General features: G+C 65.3%; 18 protein-coding genes. 8 read left to right on the forward strand and 10 right to left on the reverse strand.

Annotated features, from left to right (window positions below):
- Nucleotides 1–45 precede the first annotated feature (45 nt).
- From tssC to tssA, 3 genes are read right to left on the reverse strand one after another with little or no spacing between them, the layout of a single operon-like run.
- Complete coding sequence (gene tssC / locus JQK88_RS26445; protein WP_112565910.1) at nt 46–1,554, reverse strand: type VI secretion system contractile sheath large subunit; 1,509 nt, start codon at nt 1,552–1,554, stop codon at nt 46–48.
- A 3-nt stretch (nt 1,555–1,557) separates the two neighbouring features.
- On the reverse strand, nt 1,558–2,097 hold the full coding sequence (tssB, locus tag JQK88_RS26450) for a type VI secretion system contractile sheath small subunit (protein ID WP_112565907.1): 540 nt from the start codon (nt 2,095–2,097) through the stop codon (nt 1,558–1,560).
- Between the two features lie 6 nt (nt 2,098–2,103).
- Complete coding sequence (gene tssA / locus JQK88_RS26455) at nt 2,104–3,282, reverse strand: type VI secretion system protein TssA (RefSeq protein WP_203279941.1); 1,179 nt, start codon at nt 3,280–3,282, stop codon at nt 2,104–2,106.
- Between the two features lie 325 nt (nt 3,283–3,607).
- Between tssA and tssH the strand changes: the two genes are divergently transcribed.
- Nucleotides 3,608–6,421: a type VI secretion system ATPase TssH gene (tssH, locus tag JQK88_RS26460; protein WP_203279965.1), complete on the forward strand. Its 2,814-nt coding sequence runs from the start codon at nt 3,608–3,610 to the stop codon at nt 6,419–6,421.
- 25 nt (nt 6,422–6,446) lie between these two features.
- Here the strand turns inward: tssH and JQK88_RS26465 are convergent, their stop codons facing one another.
- The 6 genes from JQK88_RS26465 to JQK88_RS26490 form a co-directional block, all read right to left on the reverse strand.
- Entirely contained in the window at nt 6,447–7,676 is a 1,230-nt protein-coding gene (locus JQK88_RS26465; protein WP_203279942.1) for a VWA domain-containing protein, read from the reverse strand.
- Between the two features lie 2 nt (nt 7,677–7,678).
- Entirely contained in the window at nt 7,679–9,928 is a 2,250-nt protein-coding gene (locus tag JQK88_RS26470; RefSeq protein WP_203279943.1) for a DUF5682 family protein, read from the reverse strand.
- A gap of 4 nt (nt 9,929–9,932) precedes the next feature.
- The gene (locus JQK88_RS26475; protein WP_203279944.1) at nt 9,933–11,012 is read right to left on the reverse strand and encodes an ATP-binding protein; all 1,080 of its coding nucleotides are present in this window, start codon (nt 11,010–11,012) and stop codon (nt 9,933–9,935) included.
- 19 nt (nt 11,013–11,031) lie between these two features.
- Complete coding sequence (locus tag JQK88_RS26480; RefSeq protein WP_203279945.1) at nt 11,032–12,465, reverse strand: DUF5691 domain-containing protein; 1,434 nt, start codon at nt 12,463–12,465, stop codon at nt 11,032–11,034.
- On the reverse strand, nt 12,462–13,874 hold the full coding sequence (locus tag JQK88_RS26485) for an SWIM zinc finger family protein (protein ID WP_203279946.1): 1,413 nt from the start codon (nt 13,872–13,874) through the stop codon (nt 12,462–12,464). Before JQK88_RS26485 ends, JQK88_RS26480 begins: the two co-directional genes overlap by 4 nt.
- Before the next feature lie 98 nt (nt 13,875–13,972).
- Nucleotides 13,973–14,512: an Lrp/AsnC family transcriptional regulator gene (locus tag JQK88_RS26490; protein WP_112565886.1), complete on the reverse strand. Its 540-nt coding sequence runs from the start codon at nt 14,510–14,512 to the stop codon at nt 13,973–13,975.
- Between the two features lie 48 nt (nt 14,513–14,560).
- On the opposite strand from JQK88_RS26490, the gene JQK88_RS26495 reads away from it, so the two are divergent.
- Both JQK88_RS26495 and JQK88_RS26500 read left to right on the forward strand, forming a co-directional pair.
- A complete protein-coding gene (locus JQK88_RS26495) occupies nt 14,561–15,739 on the forward strand; it encodes an MFS transporter (protein WP_203279947.1) in 1,179 nt (392 codons plus the stop codon).
- Between the two features lie 74 nt (nt 15,740–15,813).
- A complete protein-coding gene (locus JQK88_RS26500) occupies nt 15,814–16,236 on the forward strand; it encodes a GNAT family N-acetyltransferase (protein ID WP_192256044.1) in 423 nt (140 codons plus the stop codon).
- On the opposite strand, the gene JQK88_RS26505 is transcribed toward JQK88_RS26500, so the two are convergent.
- Nucleotides 16,233–17,348: an anhydro-N-acetylmuramic acid kinase gene (locus JQK88_RS26505; RefSeq protein WP_203279948.1), complete on the reverse strand. Its 1,116-nt coding sequence runs from the start codon at nt 17,346–17,348 to the stop codon at nt 16,233–16,235. The two genes, JQK88_RS26500 and JQK88_RS26505, sit on opposite strands and share 4 nt — an antisense overlap.
- A gap of 458 nt (nt 17,349–17,806) precedes the next feature.
- Here JQK88_RS26505 and JQK88_RS26510 point away from each other — a divergent pair, with 458 nt between their 5' ends.
- The 5 genes from JQK88_RS26510 to JQK88_RS26530 all read left to right on the forward strand — a co-directional run bounded on the left by JQK88_RS26510 (nt 17,807) and on the right by JQK88_RS26530 (nt 22,491).
- Nucleotides 17,807–18,490 carry an SDR family NAD(P)-dependent oxidoreductase gene (locus JQK88_RS26510; protein WP_203279949.1) on the forward strand — a complete coding sequence of 228 codons (684 nt, stop codon included), beginning with the start codon at nt 17,807–17,809 and terminating at the stop codon, nt 18,488–18,490.
- A gap of 172 nt (nt 18,491–18,662) precedes the next feature.
- Nucleotides 18,663–19,517 carry a MetQ/NlpA family lipoprotein gene (locus JQK88_RS26515; RefSeq protein WP_192256050.1) on the forward strand — a complete coding sequence of 285 codons (855 nt, stop codon included), beginning with the start codon at nt 18,663–18,665 and terminating at the stop codon, nt 19,515–19,517.
- 83 nt (nt 19,518–19,600) lie between these two features.
- On the forward strand, nt 19,601–20,689 hold the full coding sequence (locus tag JQK88_RS26520; protein ID WP_192256052.1) for a methionine ABC transporter ATP-binding protein: 1,089 nt from the start codon (nt 19,601–19,603) through the stop codon (nt 20,687–20,689).
- Nucleotides 20,670–21,326: a methionine ABC transporter permease gene (locus tag JQK88_RS26525; RefSeq protein ID WP_192256054.1), complete on the forward strand. Its 657-nt coding sequence runs from the start codon at nt 20,670–20,672 to the stop codon at nt 21,324–21,326. The genes JQK88_RS26520 and JQK88_RS26525 overlap by 20 nt, the downstream gene beginning before the upstream one ends.
- Nucleotides 21,327–21,471: 145 nt before the next feature.
- Nucleotides 21,472–22,491, forward strand: a complete 1,020-nt coding sequence (locus JQK88_RS26530; protein WP_192256056.1) for an isopenicillin N synthase family dioxygenase — start codon at nt 21,472–21,474, stop codon at nt 22,489–22,491.
- Nucleotides 22,492–22,678: the final 187 nt, after the last annotated feature.

A 22,678-nucleotide genomic window follows, 5' to 3' on the forward strand; every position in this document is an offset into this window, starting at 1 on the left:
TCTTTCTCCACCGCTTTCAAACGAAAAAAGTTTTGGTTGCTGCAATCAAGTCTTCACAGAGGGCAGTTCCGACACCAGCCTGAGCGAGGCGTTGATGCCTTCCAGCTGGTAGTGCGGGCGCAGATAGAAGCGGGCGTTGTAGTAGCCCGGCCGGCCCTCCACGCTGTCGACCTGCACCTCGGCAGCGGCAAGCGGACGCTTGGCGCGCGCCTTGTCGTCGGCGAAGGCCGGATTGGCCAGCACGTACCGGTTGATCCATTCGGTCAACCAGATCTGCATGTCGGAGCGTTCCTTGAACGAGCCGATCTTGTCGCGCGCAATGGCCTTGAGGTAGTGCGCGAAACGGGAAACCGGGAACAGATACGGCAGGTTGGCGGAGAGCCGTTCATTGGACTGTGCGTCGGGATCGACAAGGCGTCCAGCGCGGGTCTCGTCGTCCTGCAGCGAATGGGCGCCGATGAAGGCGGCCAGATCGGTGTTCTTGCGGTGCAGGATCGGCATCAGGCCGAGCTTGGCCAGTTCCGCCTCGCGCCGGTCATCGATGGCGACTTCCGTTGGGCATTTCATCGCGATCGAGCCGTCATCCGTCGGGAAAGCGTGCACCGGCAGGTTGAGCACCGTGCCGCCGTTCTCGACGCCCCGGATCTGCGTGCCCCAGCCGAACAATTTGTGGCTGCGGTTGATGTTGACGCCCATCGGGAAGGCGGCGTTCATCCAGACATATTTGTTGTGGTCGCCATGCACCTCCTCCTCGAAGGAGAAGCCCTTGACCGGAACGGTCTCGGACCCGTAGGGCAGCCGCGCCAGCACACGCGGCATGGTGAGGCCAATATAGCGGGCGTCCTCGCTTTCGCGCAGCGACTGCCACGAGGCATAGGCCGGATTGTTCACGATCATCTGCAGGTCCTGCGGGTTGGGCAGTTCCTGCCAGCTGTCCATACGGAACAGCCGCGGTGAGGCGGCGGCGATGAACGGCGTGTGCGCCGAGGCGCAGATGCCGGATATGTTGCGCAGCAGGCCGACGTCGCGCGGATGGTTCGAAAACTCGTAGGCGCCAACGATGCAGCCGATCGGCTCGCCGCCGAGCATCGAATACTCGTCCGTATAGACTTTCTTGAAGATCGGGCTCTGGTCCCACATCTGGCCTTCATAGTCTTCAAGCGTGTCGGCCAGTTGCTCCTTGGAGATGTTCATCACCCGGATCTTGAGATGCTTCGCATCCGTCTCGGTGTTGTTAATGAGATACCAAAGGCCGCGCCATGTGCCTTCCATCTCCCGCACTTCCGGGGCGTGAAGGATTTCGTTGACCTGCGTCGTCAGCATCTTGTCGATGCCGGCGATCAGCGACTTGATCGACTTGATCGAGTTCGACGAAATCGTCGTCGTCTCGGAACGCGACTGCGCCGCCAGCGCCAGGTTGCGCACCAGTTGCTGCAGCTTCTCGCTGTCGTCCTTCTTGACCTTGAAATCCTTCTCCAGCAGCTGGCTGAATTCGCCGAGATCGACTGCCTCGGCTTCGGCGACGGATGCTGCGGTCTTTTGCTGTTCGGCCATGATTTATTCCTCGCCCTTGTCGTCGTCGGACATCGCCTGGCTGGCGATCTGTGCCAGCAGCGGCTGATTGTTCAGCAGCTGGGCGATGCGTTTTTCGGCATCGACGCGACCGTCCATGAAGCCGAGCAGTTCCTCGAGCTGGCGCCGCATCTTGAGGATCTCGGCCAGTTGCGGAACCTGTTCGGCGATTTTGTCGGGGGCGAAATCGCCCATCTTGGTGAAGGTCAGGTCGAGTGCGAGCTCTTCGTCGCGCTCCTGGCCTTCGGCTTGCGGCAGGGTGTTCTTCACCCGCGCCTTGACCCTGGGTCCCAGCGCTTCCATGAATTTGGGGAAGCGGTTGGCATCGGTCTCGACAAAGGAACGGTCGAGCACCGTCTTTGCCGCTTCCCTGGTCTGCGATGCGCCCGACAGGTCGGCCATCACGCCCATGACGAACGGCAGTTCGATCGTCGTCGGGCTGCCGTAGGTTTCGACATCGTAGGCGATCTGCACGCGCGGGGCGCGATTTCGCTCGATGACCTTCGCTTTGCTTTCGGCTGGCATGTGTTGCTACCTTTCATCCTTCTGGGCAGTCTTCTTGGCGTCGGGAACGCCGGCGAGCAGCCGGAATTCCTTCAGCCCCGACGGGGCGAGATCTTCCATCAGTTCAACGAAATCCATGTGCACCATGCGGCGCACCCGGCGGGCGAGATGCGGGATCGGGCTCGACGGCTCGGTGCGGTCGTAGAAGGCCACCACAAGGTCGAGGCATTTCACCACATCGTCGCGCGAGGAAATCCGGTCGGGGAGCCCCGCACTTGGCTCTGCGTAGCTTGCCATCGTCTCGGCTCCATGACCGTTTCTGGCCGGCATTGCCGGGCTTGCCGTGGCAGGCGTCGGGCTGGCTGGGCCATTCGTCGCCGCCGGGGCCGTCGTTTCCACCGCCGTGTTGCGTTCCAACGTCGTCAGCACGCGCTGCAAAAAGCGCTTCAGGTCCGGAACCGCCGCGCCATGGCCTTCAAGACGGGCATTCAGCGCCGTGTCCACCGCGTCGAGCGCTCCGATCGCGACGTGAGCATCGGCGATCAGTGCCGTCATCTGTTCGCCGGCCTGATCCAGCTGCGCGGCGCATCCGCTGCCCACCCGGTTCAGAAGCTGCCCATGCGCGCTGACCAGCGCTGCCTTTTCGGCGGCATTCAATCCCGAGGCCGCTTCCTGAAGCATGACGCGGTCGTCGAGCGCGCCCTGTTCCAGATCGCGTCCAGTGATCGGCCCCATGGGTCGTGGGGCGAAGAAAACCATTTGCCTGAGGTTCGCCAGCAGCCCGTCCTGGTTATTCTGCAGGTCGGCCAGCGCGTTGAGGCGGCGCAAGGCTGCGTCGCGCGGCTGGCCGCCGGGCCGCAGCGCCGGGTGCATCGTCTCCCAATGCGCCTCGAAAGTCCGCGCGATCAGCGTCAGGCCTTGTGCCAGCCCGGCGAGCCCTTCTTCATTGGCGAGCGCCCGGGCGACGATGACAAGCAGGCGCAGGTCGCGGCCATGCGAACGCAATTCCTCGGCCTTGCCAAGAACGGCAGGCCAATCGACGGGAATCGTCGATTGCGCGGCAGGCTTGTTGCGCCCGTCATGGACAACCTTGACCTGCGGCTCGGTAAGGCGCTCGAGCTCGTGAAAGGCCGGATCGTTGCGCAAGTCTCCGCCTGACGGATTTTCACCGTCCAACGGAGCAAGCCAGAGTGCGAGATCGATCACAGCTACCCCCAGCGACCGGCTCTAAAACCGTACGTGACCCAACGTTAGCACACGGTTGCACCCTACCACAATTCGGCAAACCGCTCAAAAGTTAACGGGCGCTAATGCGAGCCAGTGCAACTGCATCTCGAATGGCGCAATATATGGCGTGCTTGCCCAGCCCCGTATGTGAAGCGCATCGCATAGAATCGGAAAAAATCGTGGTTGTCTGCATTTGGTGGCGCGGGACTTTCCACAAAGGGAAGCGGCCGGCTGAATGACGCGCTTTGTCAAGCGGCTGCTTATGTGGCAGGCTGTCGACGGGCAGATTGCAGGAGCACGTTCGATGGAACAGCGCCGGTCATCGCAGGGTTTCAAACGCAAGGAACTGGTGGGCAAGCTCAATCCGGTCTGCCTGCGCGCCTTCAAGGCCGCCGCCGACAGCGCCAAGCTGCGCGGTAATCCTTACGTCGAACTTGTCCATTTCATCGAGCAGCTGGTGCTGTCCGAGCGCTCGGATGTGCAGATGATCCTTGCCGATGCCGGCATCGATGCCAGCCGGCTGACCAGCGACATGACGCGGGCTGTCGACAAACTGCCTTATGGCGCCACCTCGATCGAGGAATTTTCCGATCATATCTTTCATGCCATCCAGGAAGCCTGGAGCCTGGCCGGGCTGCAGTTCAAGGCCGATGAGGTCCGCAGCGCGCATATTATCCTTGCCTGCCTGAAGACGCCGGTGCTGGAGGGCCTGGTGTCGAAGATCAGCGCCGAGTTCGACAAGATCGACGCCGACGCGGTCATCGCCCGCTTCGCCGAGGTGGTCGAGGGTTCACTCGAAGCCGGCGCTGCGGCTGCGGCTACTCCCGCCGCCGAGGCGCCGCGGCGGGCTCCGGGTGGGGATTCCGCGCTGGCCAAGTACGCCACCGATCTCACCCAACGCGCCCATGACGGCAAGATCGATCCGGTCGTCGGCCGCGATCCGGAGATCCGGCAGATCATCGATATCCTGATGCGGCGCCGGCAGAACAACCCGATCCTGACCGGCGAGGCCGGCGTCGGCAAGACGGCGGTGGTAGAGGGCTTCGCCTTGCGCATCGCCCAGGGTGACGTACCGCCGCCGCTGCAAGGCATCAGCGTGCGCATGCTCGATGTCGGCCTCATGCAGGCCGGCGCCAGCGTCAAGGGCGAGTTCGAAAAGCGCCTGAAGGCGGTCATCGACGAGGTTCAATCCTCCGAAACGCCGGTGATCCTGTTCATCGACGAGGCGCACACGCTGATCGGAGCCGGCGGTGCGGCTGGAACCGGCGACGCCGCCAATCTGCTGAAACCGGCGCTGGCGCGCGGCGAACTGCGCACCATCGCGGCAACCACCTGGGCCGAATACAAGCAGCACATCGAAAAGGACCCGGCGCTGACCCGCCGTTTCCAGGTGGTCAAGATCGACGAGCCGTCGGAAGCGGTCGCCGTTCTCATGCTGCGCGGCGTCGCCGGCGTGCTCGAACAGCACCACGAGGTGCAGATCCTCGACGAGGCGATCGAGGCGGCGGTCAGCCTGTCGCATCGCTACATCCCGGCGCGGCAATTGCCTGACAAGGCGGTGAGCCTGCTCGACACCGCTTGCGCCAGGGTCGCGGTCTCGCAGCACGCGACGCCGGCTGAGGTCGAGGACATTTTGCGCCGCCGCCAGGCGCTGGAGGTCGAAAGCGGCATCATCGGCCGCGAAGCGGCGATCGGTATCGAAGTGGCCGACCGGCAGGCGCGGGTCGAGGCCGGACTTACTGAGACCGAGACGACGCTCGCCGCCGCCGAGGCGCGCTGGGAGCGCGAAAAGGCGCTGGTAGCCGAAATCCTCGAACTGCGCGCCAGGCTGCGTGGCGAGGGCGTGCCGCTGGATGAGGTTGCGGCGAACGAGGCCGATGCCGAAACAGCGACGCCGGACGAAGAAAAGACCAAGGTGCCGAAGGCCGAGCCGCCCAAGGCTGAAACGTCCAAGCCCGAGAAGCCTAAGGCCAAGGCGGCCAAAGCCAAGGCCGAGGCGCTTGCGGACGCCGAGGCGGCGCCCACGGATCCCGCAGCTGATCTTGCAAGGCTGCGCGAGCTGATGGCTGAACTTGCCACGGCGCAAGGCGAGACGCCGCTGATCCTGCCCTCCGTCGACCGCAACGCGGTGGCGGCCGTGGTCCAGGACTGGACAGGCATCCCGACGGGCAGAATGCTGTCCAGCCAGACCGAAAAGGCGCTCAAGCTGGCCACCACCTTGTCCGAGCGCGTCGTCGGCCAGGACCACGCGATGGAGATGATCGCTAAGCGCGTCCAAACCAGCCGCGCCGGGCTCGGCGCGCCGGAAAAGCCGGTCGGCGTGTTCCTGCTTTGCGGCCCGTCGGGCGTCGGCAAGACCGAGACGGCGCTGGCGCTTGCCGAAACACTTTACGGCGGCGAGCAGAACCTGATCTCGATCAACATGTCCGAATTCCAGGAAGCGCACACCGTCTCGACACTGAAAGGCGCACCGCCCGGCTATGTCGGCTACGGCAAGGGCGGCATCCTGACCGAGGCCGTGCGCAGAAAACCCTATTCGGTGATCCTGCTCGACGAGGTCGAGAAGGCCCATCCCGATGTGCACGAAATCTTCTTCCAGGTTTTCGACAAGGGCATGATGGATGACAGCGAAGGCCGGCGCATCGACTTCAAGAACACGCTGATCCTGCTGACCTCCAATGTCGGCTCCGAAGTCATCATGGAGCGGACCCAGAACGGCACGGTGAGGGCAGGGCTCGACGGCCTCGACGCAGCGTTGCGCGCCCCGTTGCTGAAGGTCTTCCCGGCGGCCTTTCTCGGCCGCGTCGTGACCATTCCCTACTACCCGCTGTCGGATTCGATGATCGAGGCCATCACCCGCCATCAGTTCGGCAAGATCGCGCGGCGGCTGCGCGCCAGCCACGACGCCGAACTGGTGATCGGCGACGGCGTCATGGCGCTGGTCAAGGCGCGCTGCACCGAAATCGAGTCCGGCGGCCGCATGATCGACGCCATCCTCACCAACACGCTGCTGCCGGAACTCAGCCGCGGCGTGCTGAACCGTTCGCTCGACGGCGAGAAGATGACCAAGGTGACGGTCAGCGCTTCCGCGGACGGGTTTGCCTATTCGTTCGAATAGGTCTCACAGCGAGCCTGTGCCGGCTCTATTGCTGCGGTGTCTCCGTCTCGGCGCGGATCAGTTTGATGTCTGCGCCCGCCGCCCAGGCGCCGATATCCTCGCGCCGCAATGCCGCCGCCATCATGTCGGGAAACAGGTCCGGCGTGCAGGCGAAGACCGGTATGCCGAGCGCTGCGACCGAGGCCGACATCGCCGGATCGTAGCCCGGCCGGCCCTGATCGGTCAGCGCCAGCAGAACCACGACATTGACGCCGGATCGCACCAGCGCCGCCAGCCGCCGCAGCAAGTCCTGTCCGCTGCCGCCTTCGTAAAGGTCGGTGATCAGCACGAAGTGGGATTTGGTCGGCCGCTCGATGCGGTCGGCGCAATAGGCAACCGCCTGGTTGATGTCGGTGCCCCCGCCAAGCTGCACGCCAAACAGCACTTCGACGGGATCGCTGAGCTCCTCGGTCAGATCGACGATGGCCGTGTCGAAACAGACCAGCTTGGTGCGCACCACCGGCAGCGAGGCCATGACAGCAGCGAAGATCGAGGCATAGATCACTGAGCTCGCCATCGAGCCGGACTGGTCGACGCACAGCACCACCTCGTCGAGATCGACCAGCCGGCGCTGCTTGCGCATGAAACCGACGAGTTTTTCCGGCACGATGGTTTTCTGCTCGGGCTGGTAGTGGCGAAGATTGGCCGAGATGGTGCGCGGCCAGTCGATGTCGCGTTGGCGCGGGCGGTTGGTGCGGCGCGAGCGGTCGAGCGCGCCGCGGATCGCCTCGGCGGTCTTCTGCTCCAGCCGCTGCATCAGCTTGGCGACGATGTCGGCGATGATGGTACGGGCAATGTCCTTGGTCTTGGCCGGCATCACCGAGCGCAGCGAAATCAGGTCGGCGACGAGATTGACGTCGGCCTCGATGGCCTTGAGGAATTCCGGCTCCATCAGCATCTGCTTCAGGTTCAGCCGCTCGAAGGCGTCCTTCTGCACGATCTGGACCACCTGCGCGGGAAAGAAGGAGCGGATATCGCCCATCCACTGCGCCACGCGCGGCGCCGAGCGGCCGAGCCCGCCGCGCCGCTTGCGCGGGTCGGCATCGGCATTGGCGCCGTCGCCGTAAAGCGCATCGAGCGCCGATGACAGTTTTTTGTCGTCGCTGGAAAGGGCAGACGAAGCCTCGTCATCGGCGCCGATCGCCAGCCGCCAGCGGCGCTCGCGCTCGCCATCGACAGATGCGGCGGCGCTATCCGCGTCTTTCTCGTCTTCCATCGTCACGCTCCGCTCGCAAGCAGGGGGCCAAGCCGCTCCAGGTGCCGGCGCCAGGCCTCGCCACCATCCGGCGCCGGGGTCAGGCCGGCCGGCAGCCTGGCGGTGCGGCCGAGCACGGCCTCGATCAGCCGCCGGCGCTCCATGCTGTCCAGGTTGGAGAAGACGCGGCGCAGGAGGGGCAGATGTGCGATGAAAGCATCCTCGTCGAGCGATTTCAGCCATGCATCGACGGCGCCGCGCAGACCTTCGTCATAGATCAGCCGCTGGCCGGCAGTGCTGAAGAAACCTTCGAAAAAACCCGCCGCCTGCGCGACCGGCGTCCCCGGCGACAGCCTGCGCCCGAGCAGTCCGGCGGCGTCCTCGGCCGACAGCTGCCCGGCCTCGTAGAGCAGATGCGCCGCGCAGCCGGCGAGCAACGCCGTCGAACGCTGCCCCTCCAGCACGCCGGTCAGTCCATTGCGCCAGGCGTCGAGCACGTCTTCGCCAGGCTCGACCAGGCGGATCGCCGCGTCCGCCTTGCGCACCGCGCCGACCAATGTCGTGGCGGCCTGTTCGTCCAGATCGCGCACCGCATAAGGCAAGGCGATCGCGGCCTCGACGATCAGCCGTTCCAACAAACCGGACAACCGGTTGGTTTCGGTCTTGCGCGCCTCGCCGTAACGGATGATGTCGGCAAGCGGCGGCAGCGAGGCCAGGATTTCCAGGCATTCGCTGCTGTGCGCCGCGCGCGCTTCCAACGCCGCAAGGCCGGCGTTCGAGGCCTCGGACAGGTCAGCCGTGATGGCGCTCTGGACCAGTGCGGCAAGCGTGTCGAGGCTGGCCGCGGCGCCGAGCATCTGGATCAGGCGGCCATTGGCCGCCTTTTCGATGGTCGGGCCGTAGATCAGGTTCTCGACCAGGCGCACGGCATATTCCGGCTCCCAGGCCAGGGTCCACTTTTCGCGGAAGGTGCCGCGGCTGCGGCCGGCGTCGGCCAGCCTGCCCCACTGTACGCCGAGCACGTTCAGCCGGTGCAGCAATGTCGAGCGAAACAGCCCGCTTTCGCTGCGCAAATCGACGGACAGTTCGCGCTCGAGCGCCTCCGGCTTCAGCCGTGCCGCTTTCTGGTTGCGCTGCAGATCCTCGATCAGCGGGGCCAGCGGCGTGTCGGGTGGGATCTCGCCGACATCCGCGCCCAAAAGCAGCTCGGCTTCAACGAGGGACCACAGCACCGCTTCGCCGTTGAACAGCGCCGCGATCGCCGCGTCGCGCAATTCCTCGAAGCCGGGTTTCGGCCGGTCGCGAATGGCGGCCAGCGTGCGCGCAAGCCGCTCGGCCTCAATCAGCGACGCCGTCGAGACCAGATGGCCCTTGGTCCGCAGCACCGCCGCGATCATCGCCAGCCAAAGCGTCGCGGCATCGCGCCGCTCGCGCGTGCGCCACAGATGTTTGCACCAGCCCGGCGCGACGACACCGGCGCCATAGCCATAGCCCAGCGCCAGGCGCGGTCCCGTCCATGGCGCCCATGTCATCGTGCTTTTGCGCCGGGCAATTCCCTTGATCAGCGCCTGGTCGTTCTTCTGCGTGTGCGCGGCCTGCAAGGCCGGCACGTGCCATGCGCCGCAGACGACGGCGATCGGTCCGTCGAACTCCTTGCGCGCGGCAGCGATTTCCAGCCGCATATGCGCTTCACGTTTGGCCTCGAACGGCGCGATCGTGCTTTCGCCATCGCGCAGCGTCGTCATCGCATCGGCGATGGCCGCGAAGATCGGACCCGGCTGCGGGTTCTGCTCGATAATGTCGGCCCACCAGCTCTCGCCGTCCTCATAGCCGGCGGCCGCAGCCAGTGTGCCGATCGGATCGCGATGCGAAGCCGCCTCGCCATCCTCGCGGGTTTCCTCCTTGGGCTCGGCCTTGTCGGCCTCATCGGTCTTGTCGGCGCTCTCCGTCGCCGACGCGAAGCGCGCCGATGACGGCAGGTCGATGAACCGCAACGCCGCCTTGTTCTCCACCGCCCACACCGCCGCCTGGTATTCGGGCGAAAACTCGGCGAATGGCCAGAAGCTTGTCGCGGCCGGATCGTCCTCGGGATAGCAAAGCAGCGCCAACGGCGGCTGCATTTCCGGACGCGCCAGCAGCGGCAGCAGGGCGGACGCATCGCTCGGCCCCTCGATCAGCACCGCGACCGGCTGCAACTCCCGGAGCGCCTGCATCAGGCTGGCGGCGGAGCCCGGCCCGTGATGGCGGATGCCGAAATAGGCGACGTCGCTCATGACCTCAGATCGCTGCGTTCAGCGCCGCGTAATAGCCGGCATAATCGGGCCGCTTCTTCAGCACCGTTTCCAGATATTCCTCCAGCACCACCTTGTCTTGCACCGGGTCCTTGATGATGGCGCCGACAAGGCTGGCGGCAAGGCCTTCGGCGCCGAGCTTGCCGCTGTCGAACCACGCCGCCTGGCTGAGGCCGCCGACCATGGTGGCGATCGCCTCGGCGGTCGAGAGCGAGCCCGAAGGCGTCTTCAGCGTCACCTTGCCGTCAGCGGTCGCGCCCGAGCGCAACTCGCGGAAGATGGTCAGCACGCGGGCGATCTCCTCGCCGACATTTTTGGGCACCGGCAGGTCGAGCCCGCCGGCCATCTCGTCGACCCGCTTGGAAACGATCGCCACCTCTTCGGCCATGTCTTCGGGCAGCGGCAGCACCACCACGTTGAAGCGACGCTTCAGCGCCGAGGACAGTTCGTTGACGCCCTTGTCGCGGTTGTTCGCTGTGGCGATGATGTTGAAGCCGCGCTGAGCGTAGATCGAGCTGTTGAGTTCCGGGATCGGCATCATCTTTTCCGACAGCACGGTGATCAGCGTGTCCTGCACGTCGGAGCCCATGCGGGTCAGCTCTTCCAGCCGGCAGAGCTTGCCGCTCTCCATGGCGCGATAGAGCGGCGTCGGCACCAGCGCCTCCTGGCTCGGCCCCTTGGCCAAGAGCTGGGCATAGTTCCAGCCATAGCGGATCTGGTTCTCGTCGGTGCCGGCCGTGCACTGCACGATCAGTGTCGAGTCGCCCATGATGGCGGCGGCGAGATGTTCCGACACCCAGGATTTGGCGGTACCGGGAACGCCGAGCAGCAGCAGCGCGCGGTCGGTGGCGAGTGTCGCGACAGCGGTTTCCATCAGTCGGCGGCGGCCAACATATTTCGGCGATATCACGGTGCCGTCGCTGGCCTTGCCGCCGAGCAGATAGGTCAGCACGGCCTTTGGCGACAGGCTCCATCCCGCCGGCTTCTGGCGGTCGTCATTGCGCGCCAGCGCCTGCAGTTCGGACGCATAGGCCTGCTCGACCGGGAGGCGGATAGCTGCGTTCATGGTGCTGTTCTCCGGATTGTCATGTGTTGGTTCCCGTCAGGGCTGCATTGAGGCGCAGAAAAGCGAGCGAAGCCGCCGCCGGCGGCATGCCGGCCGCAACAATGTCGCCGATCAGTCGTTCCGCTGTCGCCGCAGTGGCAAGAAAGCCTATCGTTTCCAGGGCGTGCTCCGCGCTTCGCTTCGCGGGCTCGTCGTTTCCCGCAACCTTGGAGCGCAGTGCCGACAGCGCCTTGCCATTTGTCAGATCGCCCCATTCAAGCCAGCTTGCTTCGGCGCCTTCGACCAGGTTGAGCGCTTCAAGATTCTGCGCGTCCTTCAGGATCTGCCTGATCAGAGTACGCTTCCTGCCGCTGTCCAGACGCAACATGAGCTGGAAGACGAAAAGCGCCGGCTTGCCACCTTCGGCGACAAGCGTGTCCGCCAACAGCGCCACCGTGGCATCGCTGCCGGATACCGCGACCATCCGAACGAGAGACAGATCCGCTCTGTCGTCGACACCGAATTGCCATGCCCCGATGAAATCGGACTCTGTTTTACCGAAGCGCGCGGCAAGGTCGACCAGGTAGCAGCTTGCAAACAGGTCGACGCGCCGACTTTCTTGGGCAGCCGACTTCAGCTTTGCCGGCGTGTAGGTGGTGCGGCGGCGGATGAAGCCGGATTTGCCTTCTGCGATGAAGGCGGCGAGTTCGGCAACGGGATCGTCGGCTCCACCGTCGCCGGCGCGGCCGTGCTCGCCCAGCCTTGCCAGCAGCCGCCCTGCCAGTTCCTGCACCTTGCCGGAGCGGTCGGCGGCCAGGCTTTTCAGGAACGGCGCGTCCGCGGGCGTCAGGCCAAAATGCATGAGTTCGATCAGTGTAAGCCGGACTTCCGCCGGTTCGCCCGGCGCCTTGGTCTCAATCAGCGAACGGGCCGCCGCCGGATCGCGGCGGCGCATCTCGCCCAGCGCGATGCGGCGCGCGGCAGGATAGAAGTCATCCCAGTTCTGCACCGTCAGCTGCTCCTGCGGGGCGATCTTCAGCCCCTCCACGCTGGCCTGCCAGTCGATCCACGGCGCATAGACGTCGGGGCTGTTCTGATCCGACGCGGAGGGCATCCAGTCCATCGGATGCAGCACGTAGCCGCGGCTGGCGACGAGTGTCGCCACGCGTGACTTGCGCCGCGCATCGGCGGCGTGCTTCAGGGTAGCGCGCAACAGTGGCCGCAACCGCTCCGGCAGCATCGGCAGGCCAAGCCTTGGCAGCGGCGGGCGCCGCTTCAATGTCTTCGGCGCGGCGGGCCGCAAGCCGACATCGAGCGCTTGCGCCGCGATCGCAAGCAGTTGCCGTTCGCGTTCGTCCGGGCTTGCGCCGGCGGCGATTTCCTTCCATGCGGCCGGCGCCAGATCGAATGTGGTCCCGCCGGTGATCCAGCAGTCGCGCATCGTCGCCAGGCCGGTCTGCTCAAGCTCGTTCATGACAGGTCGAGCCTCCCGAAGCCGCTTTGCGCGGCCAGCAGATCGAGCCGCGCACCATTCCAAAGTGCTGCCGTGGCCGCGAGATCGAGGCCAAGCACGGTCTGATCGACGGTTCCGGCGACAGGCAGGGCGATCCCTTGCGGGTCGTGCGCCGCTTGCCACCAGGCCGCGCCGCGCTCATCGAGGAGGATGGCGCCGGCCGGCAGCATCAGCGGACAGTCGGTCCACCATGGCGCTGCGTCCTGATACGATGCATGCGCGGCGAGCGGATCCTTGATTGTGTCGAGGCCGAAATCCGGCCAGGCCCCGGACACGACATCGCCCTTGCGCTCCGCCACCAGCGCCCGCAGCGGCTGGCGCGACGGGTAAAACACCAGCCTTGCATCGAACCGGTCGCCGGGCGTGAACGCAGCCGAGCGACGGCCGGCCGAGGCGGGAAAGAAATCGAGCAGCAGCGCAAATTGCGGCGTCGGACACTTGAGGTCGAGCAGCCATGTCGAATGACTGACAAGACCGTCGCGACGGGTCTCGATCTTCTCGCCGATGACTTCCCAATGGCTGTCGACCTGTTTTGCATCGGGATTGGCCAGCACCTGGTCGCGGGTCTCGGACGCCGACACCAGCCGTTTCAGTTCGGGATCGTCCGGTGTCGAGCGCCAGGCTTTGGCCAGCAACACCAGCTTGCCGAGTTCGCGGATCGCCGCATCCGGCCGTTCCTCGCTGCGCAGCGCCATCAGCCGCGCCGGAATCTCGTCGATGCGCCCGGCAAGCGCGGTCGCCTTCATGTCGACCAGCCTGGCGGCGATCCGGCGGCAGCGCTCGCTGCTGGCATCGGCAAAGGCGGAAAGGCCGAGCCGCAGCTGGTCGGCAATCCACTGGTCGAGTTCGTCCAGCGCTCCCGCCACCGCTGTCCGCGTGTCTTCCGCCCGCTTGCGCTGTGCCGCCTCGCGGCGCTCCGCTGCGGCAGCGTCCTCGATTGCGGTGACTTCATCCGGCTGCGAGGCCTCGCCAATGCTCTTGCCGGACGCGCCGGTTTCGGCGCCCGGCTTTGCAGCGGCCGGCTGGGGTGTCGTCTTCCGGCGCCGGCCAAGCCAGTCATTCACCCATTCCGGCGTTGACTCGGCAGCGGTGAAGCTGGCGGGCGCGGTGGCGGCGATCCACATCAGCGCCAGCGTGTGCTTGCACGGAAATTTTCGCGACGGGCAGGTGCATTTGTAGCCGTGGTCGCCAGTGTCGACCACGGTGCGATAGGGATTGGAGCCGGAGCCCTGGCATTCTCCCCAGATCAGCGCCTGCTGCTCGTTCTTCTCCAGCCTCGGCCAGTTCGAACGCTTGGTGAGTTTCGAGGCGGCGCTCAGCGACGCCTGATCGGGGGCCAGCGCCTCGATGGTTTTCAGGTCGAATTCCAAGCCGCGCCTCTCGTCACCCCAAATCAATGCCTGGCATCAGTATAGGGTGCCGTTTGTGAAGGATTGTTGTGGCTCCGGCAAGACGAAGATGACCCAGATTAGTACAGCGGCGTTGCCATGTGCCGGGGCGTCGGCCATTCCGTCGTGACGCCCGGCTGCACCGGCCGTTCGAGATAGGTCGACAGCACGACATAGCTTCGCGTCGAGGTGACGCCGGGCGTTTCGTAGAGACGCGCCAACAAGCCTTCGAGCGCCCTGGTGTCCTCGGTGCGGACCTTGAGCAACATGCAGGTGTCGCCGGCCACCGAATGGATCTCCTCGACCTCAGGATATTGGGAAACCGCCATCAGCTCCGGCGTCTTGCCCCAACCCTTGGTGTCAATATGCACGAAGGTAAGCAGCGGCTTCTTCACCGCCTTGGGGTCGATGATCACCGCTGTGCCACGGATGGCACCGCTGCGCCGTAGGCGCTTCACCCGCTCATGCGCCGCCGGCGGCGACAGGCAGACGCGTTCGCCAAGTTCGGCGTAGCTGACCGTGGCGTCGTCGACCAGCACGCCTAATATTTTTCGGTCGATCGCGTCCAGTTCGCGGGCGACAGGCTTGTTCTGCAGAACACCATCTGTTTCTTCATCCATATCGAAATTCCTTGTTGTCGCGGAATTTAATTCGGCCACTATGCCCCTATGACGAACGCGCATCAAGCAGCAACACTCCCAACAACAGCGCCGATCCCGGCGCTGGCCTATTTGCTGACCGGCTGCATCGCCGTCATCGGCTCCAACTCGCTGGTTCTGGGTCCGATCGCCCCGGCGGTGGCTGCATCCTTCGGCACCAGCGTGCCGGCGGTGATGGCCGCGTCGGCCGCATTCGGTCTCGGCACCTCGGCCAGCGCTTTGTTCCTCGCCCGCTACATCGACGGCGTCGGCGCCCGCCGCATGCTGCAGGGCGCGCTGCTGTTGCTGGCGGTTGCACTTCTAGCCAGTGCGCTGGCGCCGACCGTGATCGCGCTGGTCGCGGCTCAAGCCGTTGCCGGCATTGCCGCCGGCGTTGCCATGCCGGCCATCTATGCCAGTGCGGCGGCGATCGCGCCGCCCGGCCGCGAAAGCGGCACCATCGGCGTCGTGCTGACCGGCTGGACGGTCTCCATGGTCGCCGGCGTTTCGCTGTCGGCCGTGCTTGCCGATCTCGTCCATTGGCGCGCCGTCTTCGCGGTAGTCGCGGTGCTTTCGGCAATTGCGCTCGCCGCCTTGTCGATGACCTCGCTCAGCGACGTCAGGAAGAGCGGCCCGGCGCCGACGCCGTTCGGTGCGCTCGCCATCCCCGGCATCGTGCCGCTGCTCATCGCCTGCACCGCCTTCATGACCGCCTTTTACGGCGTCTACGGCTATCTCGGCGATCATCTGCACCAGGATCTCGGTGAGCCCGTCAGCGCCAACGCGCTGGCCGCACTCGCCTATGGCGCCGGCTTCGGCACGGCAGCCTTTCTCGACGGCGTCATCGACCGCATCGGCGCGCGACGCGTCATGCCTTTCGCCTATCTGCTGGTCGCCGCCGTCTATGTCGCGATTGCGCTCGCAAGCAACAATTTCGCGCTGATCCTGGCCATGATCGCCATATGGGGCCTTGCCAATCATTTCGGTCTGAACGTGCTGGTGATGCGCCTCACCGCGCTCGATCCGTCGCGCCGCGGCACCATCATGGGCCTGAACAGCTCGGTCACCTATCTCGCGGTCTTTATCGGCACCACGAGCTTCGGGCCGCTTTATTCGACATTCGGCTTTGCCGCCTGCGCGATCGTCGCGGCCTTGCTGATGCTGGTTGCAGCCGCGGCCGGGACATGGCGTTCGCCCGTCAGGGCGTAAGCGGCGGCGGCAAAGCTTGCATCCCTGTCCTGTCCTTCGCTAGAGGTTCGGCTCACCATGCGAGCCGTATCAGGATGAACACGACGCTTGAGACCACCGCCGATCCCTCGCCAGAGGAACTCACCTTTTTGGCCGAGCGGCTGACGGCGTTCAATGACGGCGATGTCGGCGCCTCCGGCCGTAAAGCGGTCGCCGTCTTCGTGCGCGACGAGGACCGCGCCGTCGTCGCGGGCATTTCAGGCTACACCGCCTGGGGCTGGCTCTATGTGCAATGGCTCTGGGTCGACGAACGCCTGCGCGGCCGACATATCGCTGGCGACATGCTGGATGCCGCCGAACGCGAAGCAGTCAAGCGCGGCTGCCGGAACGCCTGGATCGACACTTTCAATCCCGTCGCGGCCAAAGCCTATGAGCGGCAGGGCTACCGGCCTTTCGGCACGCTGCCGGACTTTCCGGCCGGCCGCAGCCGCATTTTCCTGCAGAAAAGGCTCGCTTAAGCTGCCAGTCGTCCGCCTTGCATCGGCCGCGGTACACCGGTGGTACTGGGGAAGCTGATCGGCAGGCCGCGCAAAACGCGCACCGCGAGAAAGGCAAAGCACTCGGCTTCGACCGCATCGCCCTTCCAGCCCAGCGTTTCGGCCTGCACCACCTCGACGCCGGCGCGGTTCGCCAGCATCGCCATCATCGTCGGGTTGTGGCGGCCGCCGCCGCTGACCGCCAGCCGCTTCGGCCGGCGCGGCAACAGGTCGAGCGCCTTGCCGACGGCCGAGACGGTGAAGGCCGTCAGCGTCGCCGCGCCGTCCTCGGCGCTGAGGCCGTCGGCCATCGCGGCGCCGAAGTCGAAGCGGTCGAGCGATTTCGGGTAGGGCTTGGTCAGATACGGATGCTGCAGCAATCTGGCTAAGCGTGCTTCATCGACGGTGCCGGCCGCACCCAGCCTGCCGTCGCGGTCCATCTCGCCGAGACCCTTCGCCTTGATGAAATCGTTGAGTGGCGCGTTGGCCGGACCGGTGTCGAAGGCGACGACATTGTCCTTGCCGTCCCACCAGGTGATGTTGCCGACGCCGCCAAGATTGAGCACCGCCGTGTCGCCGCTCGCGTCCGCTTCCCTGAGCAGGGCTGCGTGATAGGCCGCCGCCAGCGGCGCGCCCTGGCCGCCGGCGCGCACATCGGCCGAGCGGAAGTCGTATGCGACCTTGGCGCCGAGGATCGAATGCATCAGTTCGCCATCGCCCAGCTGGCGCGTGTCGCCGCGCCGTCCCGGCTGCGGGGCGCGATGCAGCACGGTCTGGCCGTGAAAGCCGACCACGCCGATATCGGTCATGGTCAGGCCATAGCTCTCGACAAGGTCTTTCACCGCCGCCGACTGCGCCCGCGTCAGCGCCTCTTCTGCCTCGCGAAAGATCGCCGGCTCCGGCCCGTCGAAATTCCACGCCCTGGCCTGGCGCAGCGTCTCCTCCAGCAGGGCGCGAATCTCTGCGGGGTAGGGGGCCAGCGTATAGGTGCCGAAATCGGCGATGCGCTCGCCGTCCGTCTTGATCAGCGCGACGTCGATATTGCCGTCAAGCACGGTGCCGGTCATCAGGCCGACGGCCCAGATTGGTTCCATGGTCGTTTTTCTCGAATCGCTGTTCTAGCAAGGTGTCGGATGGATCGGTCGGGCAGGCAAGTCTTTTGCCGTTAGTGATCAAGGCAAGCGTTTCACGATTTTGAATTCCCGCGACGTTTGCGCTGCCCCTCACCTGCCTGCCGGCATCCTCTCCCCGTATAGTGACGGGGAGAGGGGCGCTTTCGTCGCGACTTTCGCCAATCACCGGCGCTGCAAGAAGGGCGCCGGCGTTGCGGCCAGCTCTTTCTCCCCGTCACTATACGGGGAGAAATGCCCGGCAGGGCAATGAGGGGCGGCGCTGACATCGACCGGCTATCCGGGGCGATTGCTTGAGATCCCTATGGAGCTGACGAATGCTTTTGCTTTGAACAGCGAAAATCGAGCAACGCCGTTCTTGTCTCTCGCCGCTCAAAACGCCAGCTATGGGACGAACACATCAATCATCAGGGAGAAACCACATGCCATCCGAAGTCGCAGTGATCGCCGGCGCGGGCGCGGGTCTGAGCGCCTCGCTGGCCCGCCTTCTGACCCGGGAAGGCTATCGAGTGGTGCTCGCCGCCCGCAATACGGCCAAACTCGCGGCGCTGGTCGAGGAGACCGGCGCGCTGGCCGTCGAAACCGACGTCGCCGATCCTGCGTCCGTCGCCAGCCTGTTCGAGGCGGCTGACAAGCAAGGCCCGCTGGCGCTTGCCGTCTTCAACGCCAGCGGTCGTACCCGCGGCCCGATTGCCGAGGTCGATGCCGATGCGGTCAAGCAGGCGCTGCTGGTCGGCGCCTATGGCGGCTTCCTGGTCGGCCAGCAGGCGGCGCGGCGGCTTTTGGCGCGCGGATCCGGCTCGATCCTGTTCACCGGCGCATCCGCCAGCATCAAGGGCTTTGCCAACTCGGCCGGCTTTGCCATGCCGAAATTCGGCCTGCGCGGCCTGGCCCAGTCCATGGCGCGCGAACTCGGTCCGAAAAACATCCATGTCGCGCATTTCATCATCGACGGCCAGATCGCGGCAGCGGAGCGGACGGCCGAGCGGCCGGATAGCCACCTGTCGCCCGATGCGATCGCCGAGACCTATTTCGCGGTCCATCGCCAGCATCGCAGCGCATGGAGTTTCGAGGTCGAGCTGCGGCCCTGGGTCGAGACATTCTGATCGACCGGGCGTGGCCGTTCTCGCGAACGTGAAATCTTTGAGAGAATATTCCCGGCTTCGTGTTTGAGAAGAAACGCGGTTCTTTGATCCGGCACACAGCATTGCCGATGATGTGGTCAAGGCTTGGCATTCCGCCTCGCCGCAATGACTTCAGGATTACGAGGGATCGACAATGTCCGAACGCGGAAACGTTTCCAAAACTCTTCTTTTTTCAGCCATCAGCCGGCGCGCTGCCCTTGCGGCACTTTTTGCCTCGGCCGTCACACTTGTCGGCCTGGCCCAGCCGACGCCATCCTTCGCCGAGGACAAGAAGTCGATCAAGGTCGGCATCATCAGCGGCGAGGATGAGGATGTCTGGCGCGTCGTCGTCGCCCAGGCCGCCGAAAAAGGCCTGGCCGTCGAGACCGTGGTGTTCAACGACTACACCCAGCCCAACGAGGCGCTCGAGCGCGGCGAGATCGACGCCAATGCCTTCCAGCACCAGCCTTATCTCGACAACCAGATCAAGACTCAAGGGTATCATATCGTGCGCGTCGGCTACACCGGCGTCTGGCCGATCGGCCTCTACTCCAAGAAATACACCAAGGTTGCCGACCTGCCGGAAGGCGCGGTCATCGGCCTGCCGAACGACCCCTCCAATGAAGGCCGCGCGCTGCGCGTCCTGCAGAACGAAGGCGTGATCAAGCTGAAGGACGGCACCGGCATCCTGGCGACCACCGCCGACATTGCCGAGAACCCGAAGAAGGTCGTCATCAAGGAGCTCGATGCCGGCATTGTCGGTCGCTCGGTCGAGGATCTCGACGCGGCGGTCGTCAACACCGATTGGGCGCTGAAGAGCGGTCTCGGCCCTGACAACCGCATCGCCCAGGAGCCGGTGGCCGACAATCCCTACCGCAACTTCATCGCCGTCAAATCCGGCAATGAGAACGAGGCTTGGGTGAAGACGCTGGTCGCGTCCTACCAGAACGAGGCGGTCAAGGCCGAGTTCGACAAGGTCTACAAGGGCACCGGGATCAGCGCCTATTGATCGGCGCCTGGCTTTCAGGAGCAGGCGGCCCGCTTTTGAGCGGGCTGCTGTCGCATTTTCGTGCCGTTGAAACGGGTAGTGAAATGAACCAGCACGTCACGGCCGAACTGGCCGATCCGGTCAACATAGCTGCCGGGCAGGACGATGTCGTCCGCCTCGTCGACCTGAAGCGACGCTTCGGCGCGACGCCTGCGCTCGACGGCGTCTTGCTGACGGTGAAGAAGGGCGAGATCCTCGGCATCATCGGCCGCAGCGGCGCCGGCAAGTCGACGCTGATCCGTTGCCTCAACGGGCTGGAGCGGCCGGATTCCGGCGACGTCTTCATCGAGGGCCGCGAGATCGGCCGGCTTGGCGAGCGTGAGTTGCAGCCGCTCAGGCGGCGCATCGGCATGATCTTCCAGCACTTCAACCTTTTGTCGGCCAAGACGGTCGAGGACAATGTCGCGCTGCCGCTCAAGATCGAGGGCCGTCCCAAGGCAGAGCGTCTGGCGCGTGCTGCCGAACTGCTCGATCTCGTCGGCCTGTCGGAGAAGGCCAAAGCCTACCCGTCCTCGCTGTCGGGCGGCCAGAAGCAGCGCGTCGGCATTGCCAGGGCGCTGGCCGCGCGACCGGCGCTGCTGCTCTCCGACGAAGCGACCTCGGCGCTCGATCCGGAGACGACGCGCTCGATCCTGGCCTTGCTGAAAGACATCAACCGGCAGCTCGGCCTGACCATCCTGCTCATCACCCACGAGATGGAGGTGATCCGTTCGATCGCCGACCGCGTCGCGGTGATCGACGCTGGCCGCATTGTCGAGCAAGGCCCGGTGTGGTCGGTCTTCGCCGAGCCGCATTCCGAAATCACCAGGAGCCTGCTTGGCGGCATCCGCCCGCAGCTGCCGGCCGAGATTGCCGGTCGGCTTCTTCCGGGCGCCGGTGCCGAGCTCATCCTCAGGATTGACGTTGCCGGCGAGGCCGCGCGGGGCCCACTGCTATCAGATCTCGCTGTTGCGGTGCCAGGTCCATTCCGCCTCGTGCATGGCGGCATCGACCATGTCCAGCAGCAGCCTGTCGGCACGCTGTTCGTGGCGGTGGCGGGCAATGATGCCCGCCATCTCGCTGAAGTAATCGCTTTCCTGAAGGCCCGCGAAGCGCGGGTGGAGGTGCTTGGCCATGTCGCCGGTTCTGTTTGAGCTTCTGCTGCGCTCGATCTGGGAGACGGTCCTGATGACCGCCGCGTCGGGCCTTATCTCGCTGGTCTTCGGCCTGCCGCTCGGTCTGGCCTTGATCGCCACAGAGCGCGGCGGCATCGCTGAAAACATCTGGGTGAACCGCGCGCTTGGCGCCGTCATCAACGGCTTTCGCTCGGTGCCCTTCATCATCCTCTTGGTGGCATTGATCCCGGTGACGCGGCTGATCGTCGGCACCTCGATCGGCACCTGGGCGGCGATCGTGCCGCTGTCGATCGCCGCGACGCCCTACTATGCCCGCATCGCCGAAGTGTCGCTGCGCGAAGTCGACCATGGACTGATCGAGGCGGCGCGCGCCATGGGCGGCAATCGCTGGACGATCATCCGCGAGGTGCTGGTGCCGGAGGCGCTGCCCGGCATCGTCGCCGGTTTCACCGTGACGCTGGTGACGCTGATCGGCGCCTCGGCCATGGCTGGCGCCATCGGCGCCGGTGGCCTCGGCGACCTCGCCATCCGCTATGGCTACCAGCGTTTCGAGACCAGCGTCATGGTCGCCGTGGTCATCGTGCTGATCATCCTCGTCTGCGGCATCCAGTGGGTCGGCGACCGGCTGGTCGCAAGACTGGATCGGCGCGGATGAGCGGCCGCGAACGATATTTGCCCGTCGGTTGCAAAAGGCAGCGCCGGCTTTCTTCATTCGCCTCGAGATTGGATTGCGCGTTGCTTTGATTGGACAAGCCTCCGTGCCACGGTGACAGCGGGGCCGGCAAATAAGGAGCTTGACCATGCCCAGGATCGTACCCGTGCTCGATCTCAGCCGTCTTGAACAAGGCGCCTCGGAGCAGCGAACGTTTCTGTTCGACCTGCGCACGGCCGCGCGCGACGTCGGCTTCTTCTATTTGACCGGCCACGGCATATCGGCTGCGGATACCGCCGAGGTGCTCGACGCCGCGCGCCGGTTCTTTGCCTTGCCAGAAGCTGACAAGCTGGCGATCGAAATGGTCAAATCCTCGCAGTTCCGCGGCTACACCCGCGCCGGCGGAGAGCTCACCAAAGGCAAGGCCGACTGGCGCGAACAGCTCGACATCGGCGTCGAACGCCCGGCCATCCCGCAAGGCCCCGGCGTGCCCGCCTGGACTCGGTTGCAAGGGCCGAACCAGTGGCCGTCTGCACTGCCCGAACTGAAGCCGGCGCTGCTGGCATGGCAGGCCAAGGCCACCGCCGTGGCGATCCGTCTGCTCAGGGCGTTCGCTCTATCGCTCGACCAGGCCGAGGACGCCTTCGATCCGATCTACCGCAATGAGCCCAACCATCGCATGAAGATCGTTCGTTATCCCGGCCGCGACGCCACCGGCGACGACCAGGGCGTCGGCGCGCACAAGGATGGCGGCTTCCTGACGCTTCTGCTGCAGGACGATACCAAGGGCCTGCAGGTCGAATATGACGGCAGCTGGGTCGATGTCGATCCGCTCCCCCATACGCTGGTGGTCAACATCGGCGAACTGCTCGAACTGGCCTCGAACGGCTATCTCCGGGCAACCGTGCACCGTGTCGTGACGCCGCCGGCCGGCGTCGAGCGGATCTCGGTTCCCTTCTTCTTCAGCGCCCGGCTCGACGCGACCATCCCGCTGCTCGACCTGCCGGAGGAACTGGCGGCCGAGGCGCGCGGACCGGCCAGCGATCCCGACAATCCGCTGTTTCGCAATGTCGGAACCAATGTGCTGAAAAGCCGCCTGCGCTCGCATCCCGACGTCGCGCGCCGGCACTATGCCGATCTCCTGGAGACCGGCGCGTCGGCCGTTTGAGCCCATTGGCGGCAGGAACAAATTTCTGCATCTGGCGGCTGTTTTAGAAAGCTATCCGTCGCCAACCGCCGCGAATACGCGCATATAGGAATTATCGTTCGGCGGTCTCCTCCCATTCCGCTGGACGGTGTTCCCCTCTGAAGGTTCTTGACCTTCTTTTGGCCGGGCAGCTTTTGCGCCCGGCCTT

The sequence above is a fragment of the Mesorhizobium caraganae genome (genome assembly GCF_016836705.1).
Classification (GTDB): Bacteria; Pseudomonadota; Alphaproteobacteria; order Rhizobiales; family Rhizobiaceae; genus Mesorhizobium; species Mesorhizobium caraganae.

Excerpts from the sequence above, each read along its gene's own strand:
- tssC (WP_112565910.1), bottom strand. The coding sequence starts at position 1,554 with ATGGCCGAACAGCAAAAGACCGCAGCATCCGTCGCCGAAGCCGAGGCA.
- tssB (WP_112565907.1), bottom strand. The coding sequence starts at position 2,097 with ATGCCAGCCGAAAGCAAAGCGAAGGTCATCGAGCGAAATCGCGCCCCG.
- tssH (WP_203279965.1), top strand. The coding sequence starts at position 3,608 with ATGGAACAGCGCCGGTCATCGCAGGGTTTCAAACGCAAGGAACTGGTG.
- JQK88_RS26465 (WP_203279942.1), bottom strand. The coding sequence starts at position 7,676 with ATGGAAGACGAGAAAGACGCGGATAGCGCCGCCGCATCTGTCGATGGC.
- JQK88_RS26470 (WP_203279943.1), bottom strand. The coding sequence starts at position 9,928 with ATGAGCGACGTCGCCTATTTCGGCATCCGCCATCACGGGCCGGGCTCC.
- JQK88_RS26475 (WP_203279944.1), bottom strand. The coding sequence starts at position 11,012 with ATGAACGCAGCTATCCGCCTCCCGGTCGAGCAGGCCTATGCGTCCGAA.
- JQK88_RS26480 (WP_203279945.1), bottom strand. The coding sequence starts at position 12,465 with ATGAACGAGCTTGAGCAGACCGGCCTGGCGACGATGCGCGACTGCTGG.
- JQK88_RS26490 (WP_112565886.1), bottom strand. The coding sequence starts at position 14,512 with ATGGATGAAGAAACAGATGGTGTTCTGCAGAACAAGCCTGTCGCCCGC.
- JQK88_RS26495 (WP_203279947.1), top strand. The coding sequence starts at position 14,561 with ATGACGAACGCGCATCAAGCAGCAACACTCCCAACAACAGCGCCGATC.
- JQK88_RS26500 (WP_192256044.1), top strand. The coding sequence starts at position 15,814 with ATGAACACGACGCTTGAGACCACCGCCGATCCCTCGCCAGAGGAACTC.
- JQK88_RS26505 (WP_203279948.1), bottom strand. The coding sequence starts at position 17,348 with ATGGAACCAATCTGGGCCGTCGGCCTGATGACCGGCACCGTGCTTGAC.
- JQK88_RS26510 (WP_203279949.1), top strand. The coding sequence starts at position 17,807 with ATGCCATCCGAAGTCGCAGTGATCGCCGGCGCGGGCGCGGGTCTGAGC.
- JQK88_RS26515 (WP_192256050.1), top strand. The coding sequence starts at position 18,663 with ATGTCCGAACGCGGAAACGTTTCCAAAACTCTTCTTTTTTCAGCCATC.
- JQK88_RS26520 (WP_192256052.1), top strand. The coding sequence starts at position 19,601 with ATGAACCAGCACGTCACGGCCGAACTGGCCGATCCGGTCAACATAGCT.
- JQK88_RS26525 (WP_192256054.1), top strand. The coding sequence starts at position 20,670 with ATGTCGCCGGTTCTGTTTGAGCTTCTGCTGCGCTCGATCTGGGAGACG.
- JQK88_RS26530 (WP_192256056.1), top strand. The coding sequence starts at position 21,472 with ATGCCCAGGATCGTACCCGTGCTCGATCTCAGCCGTCTTGAACAAGGC.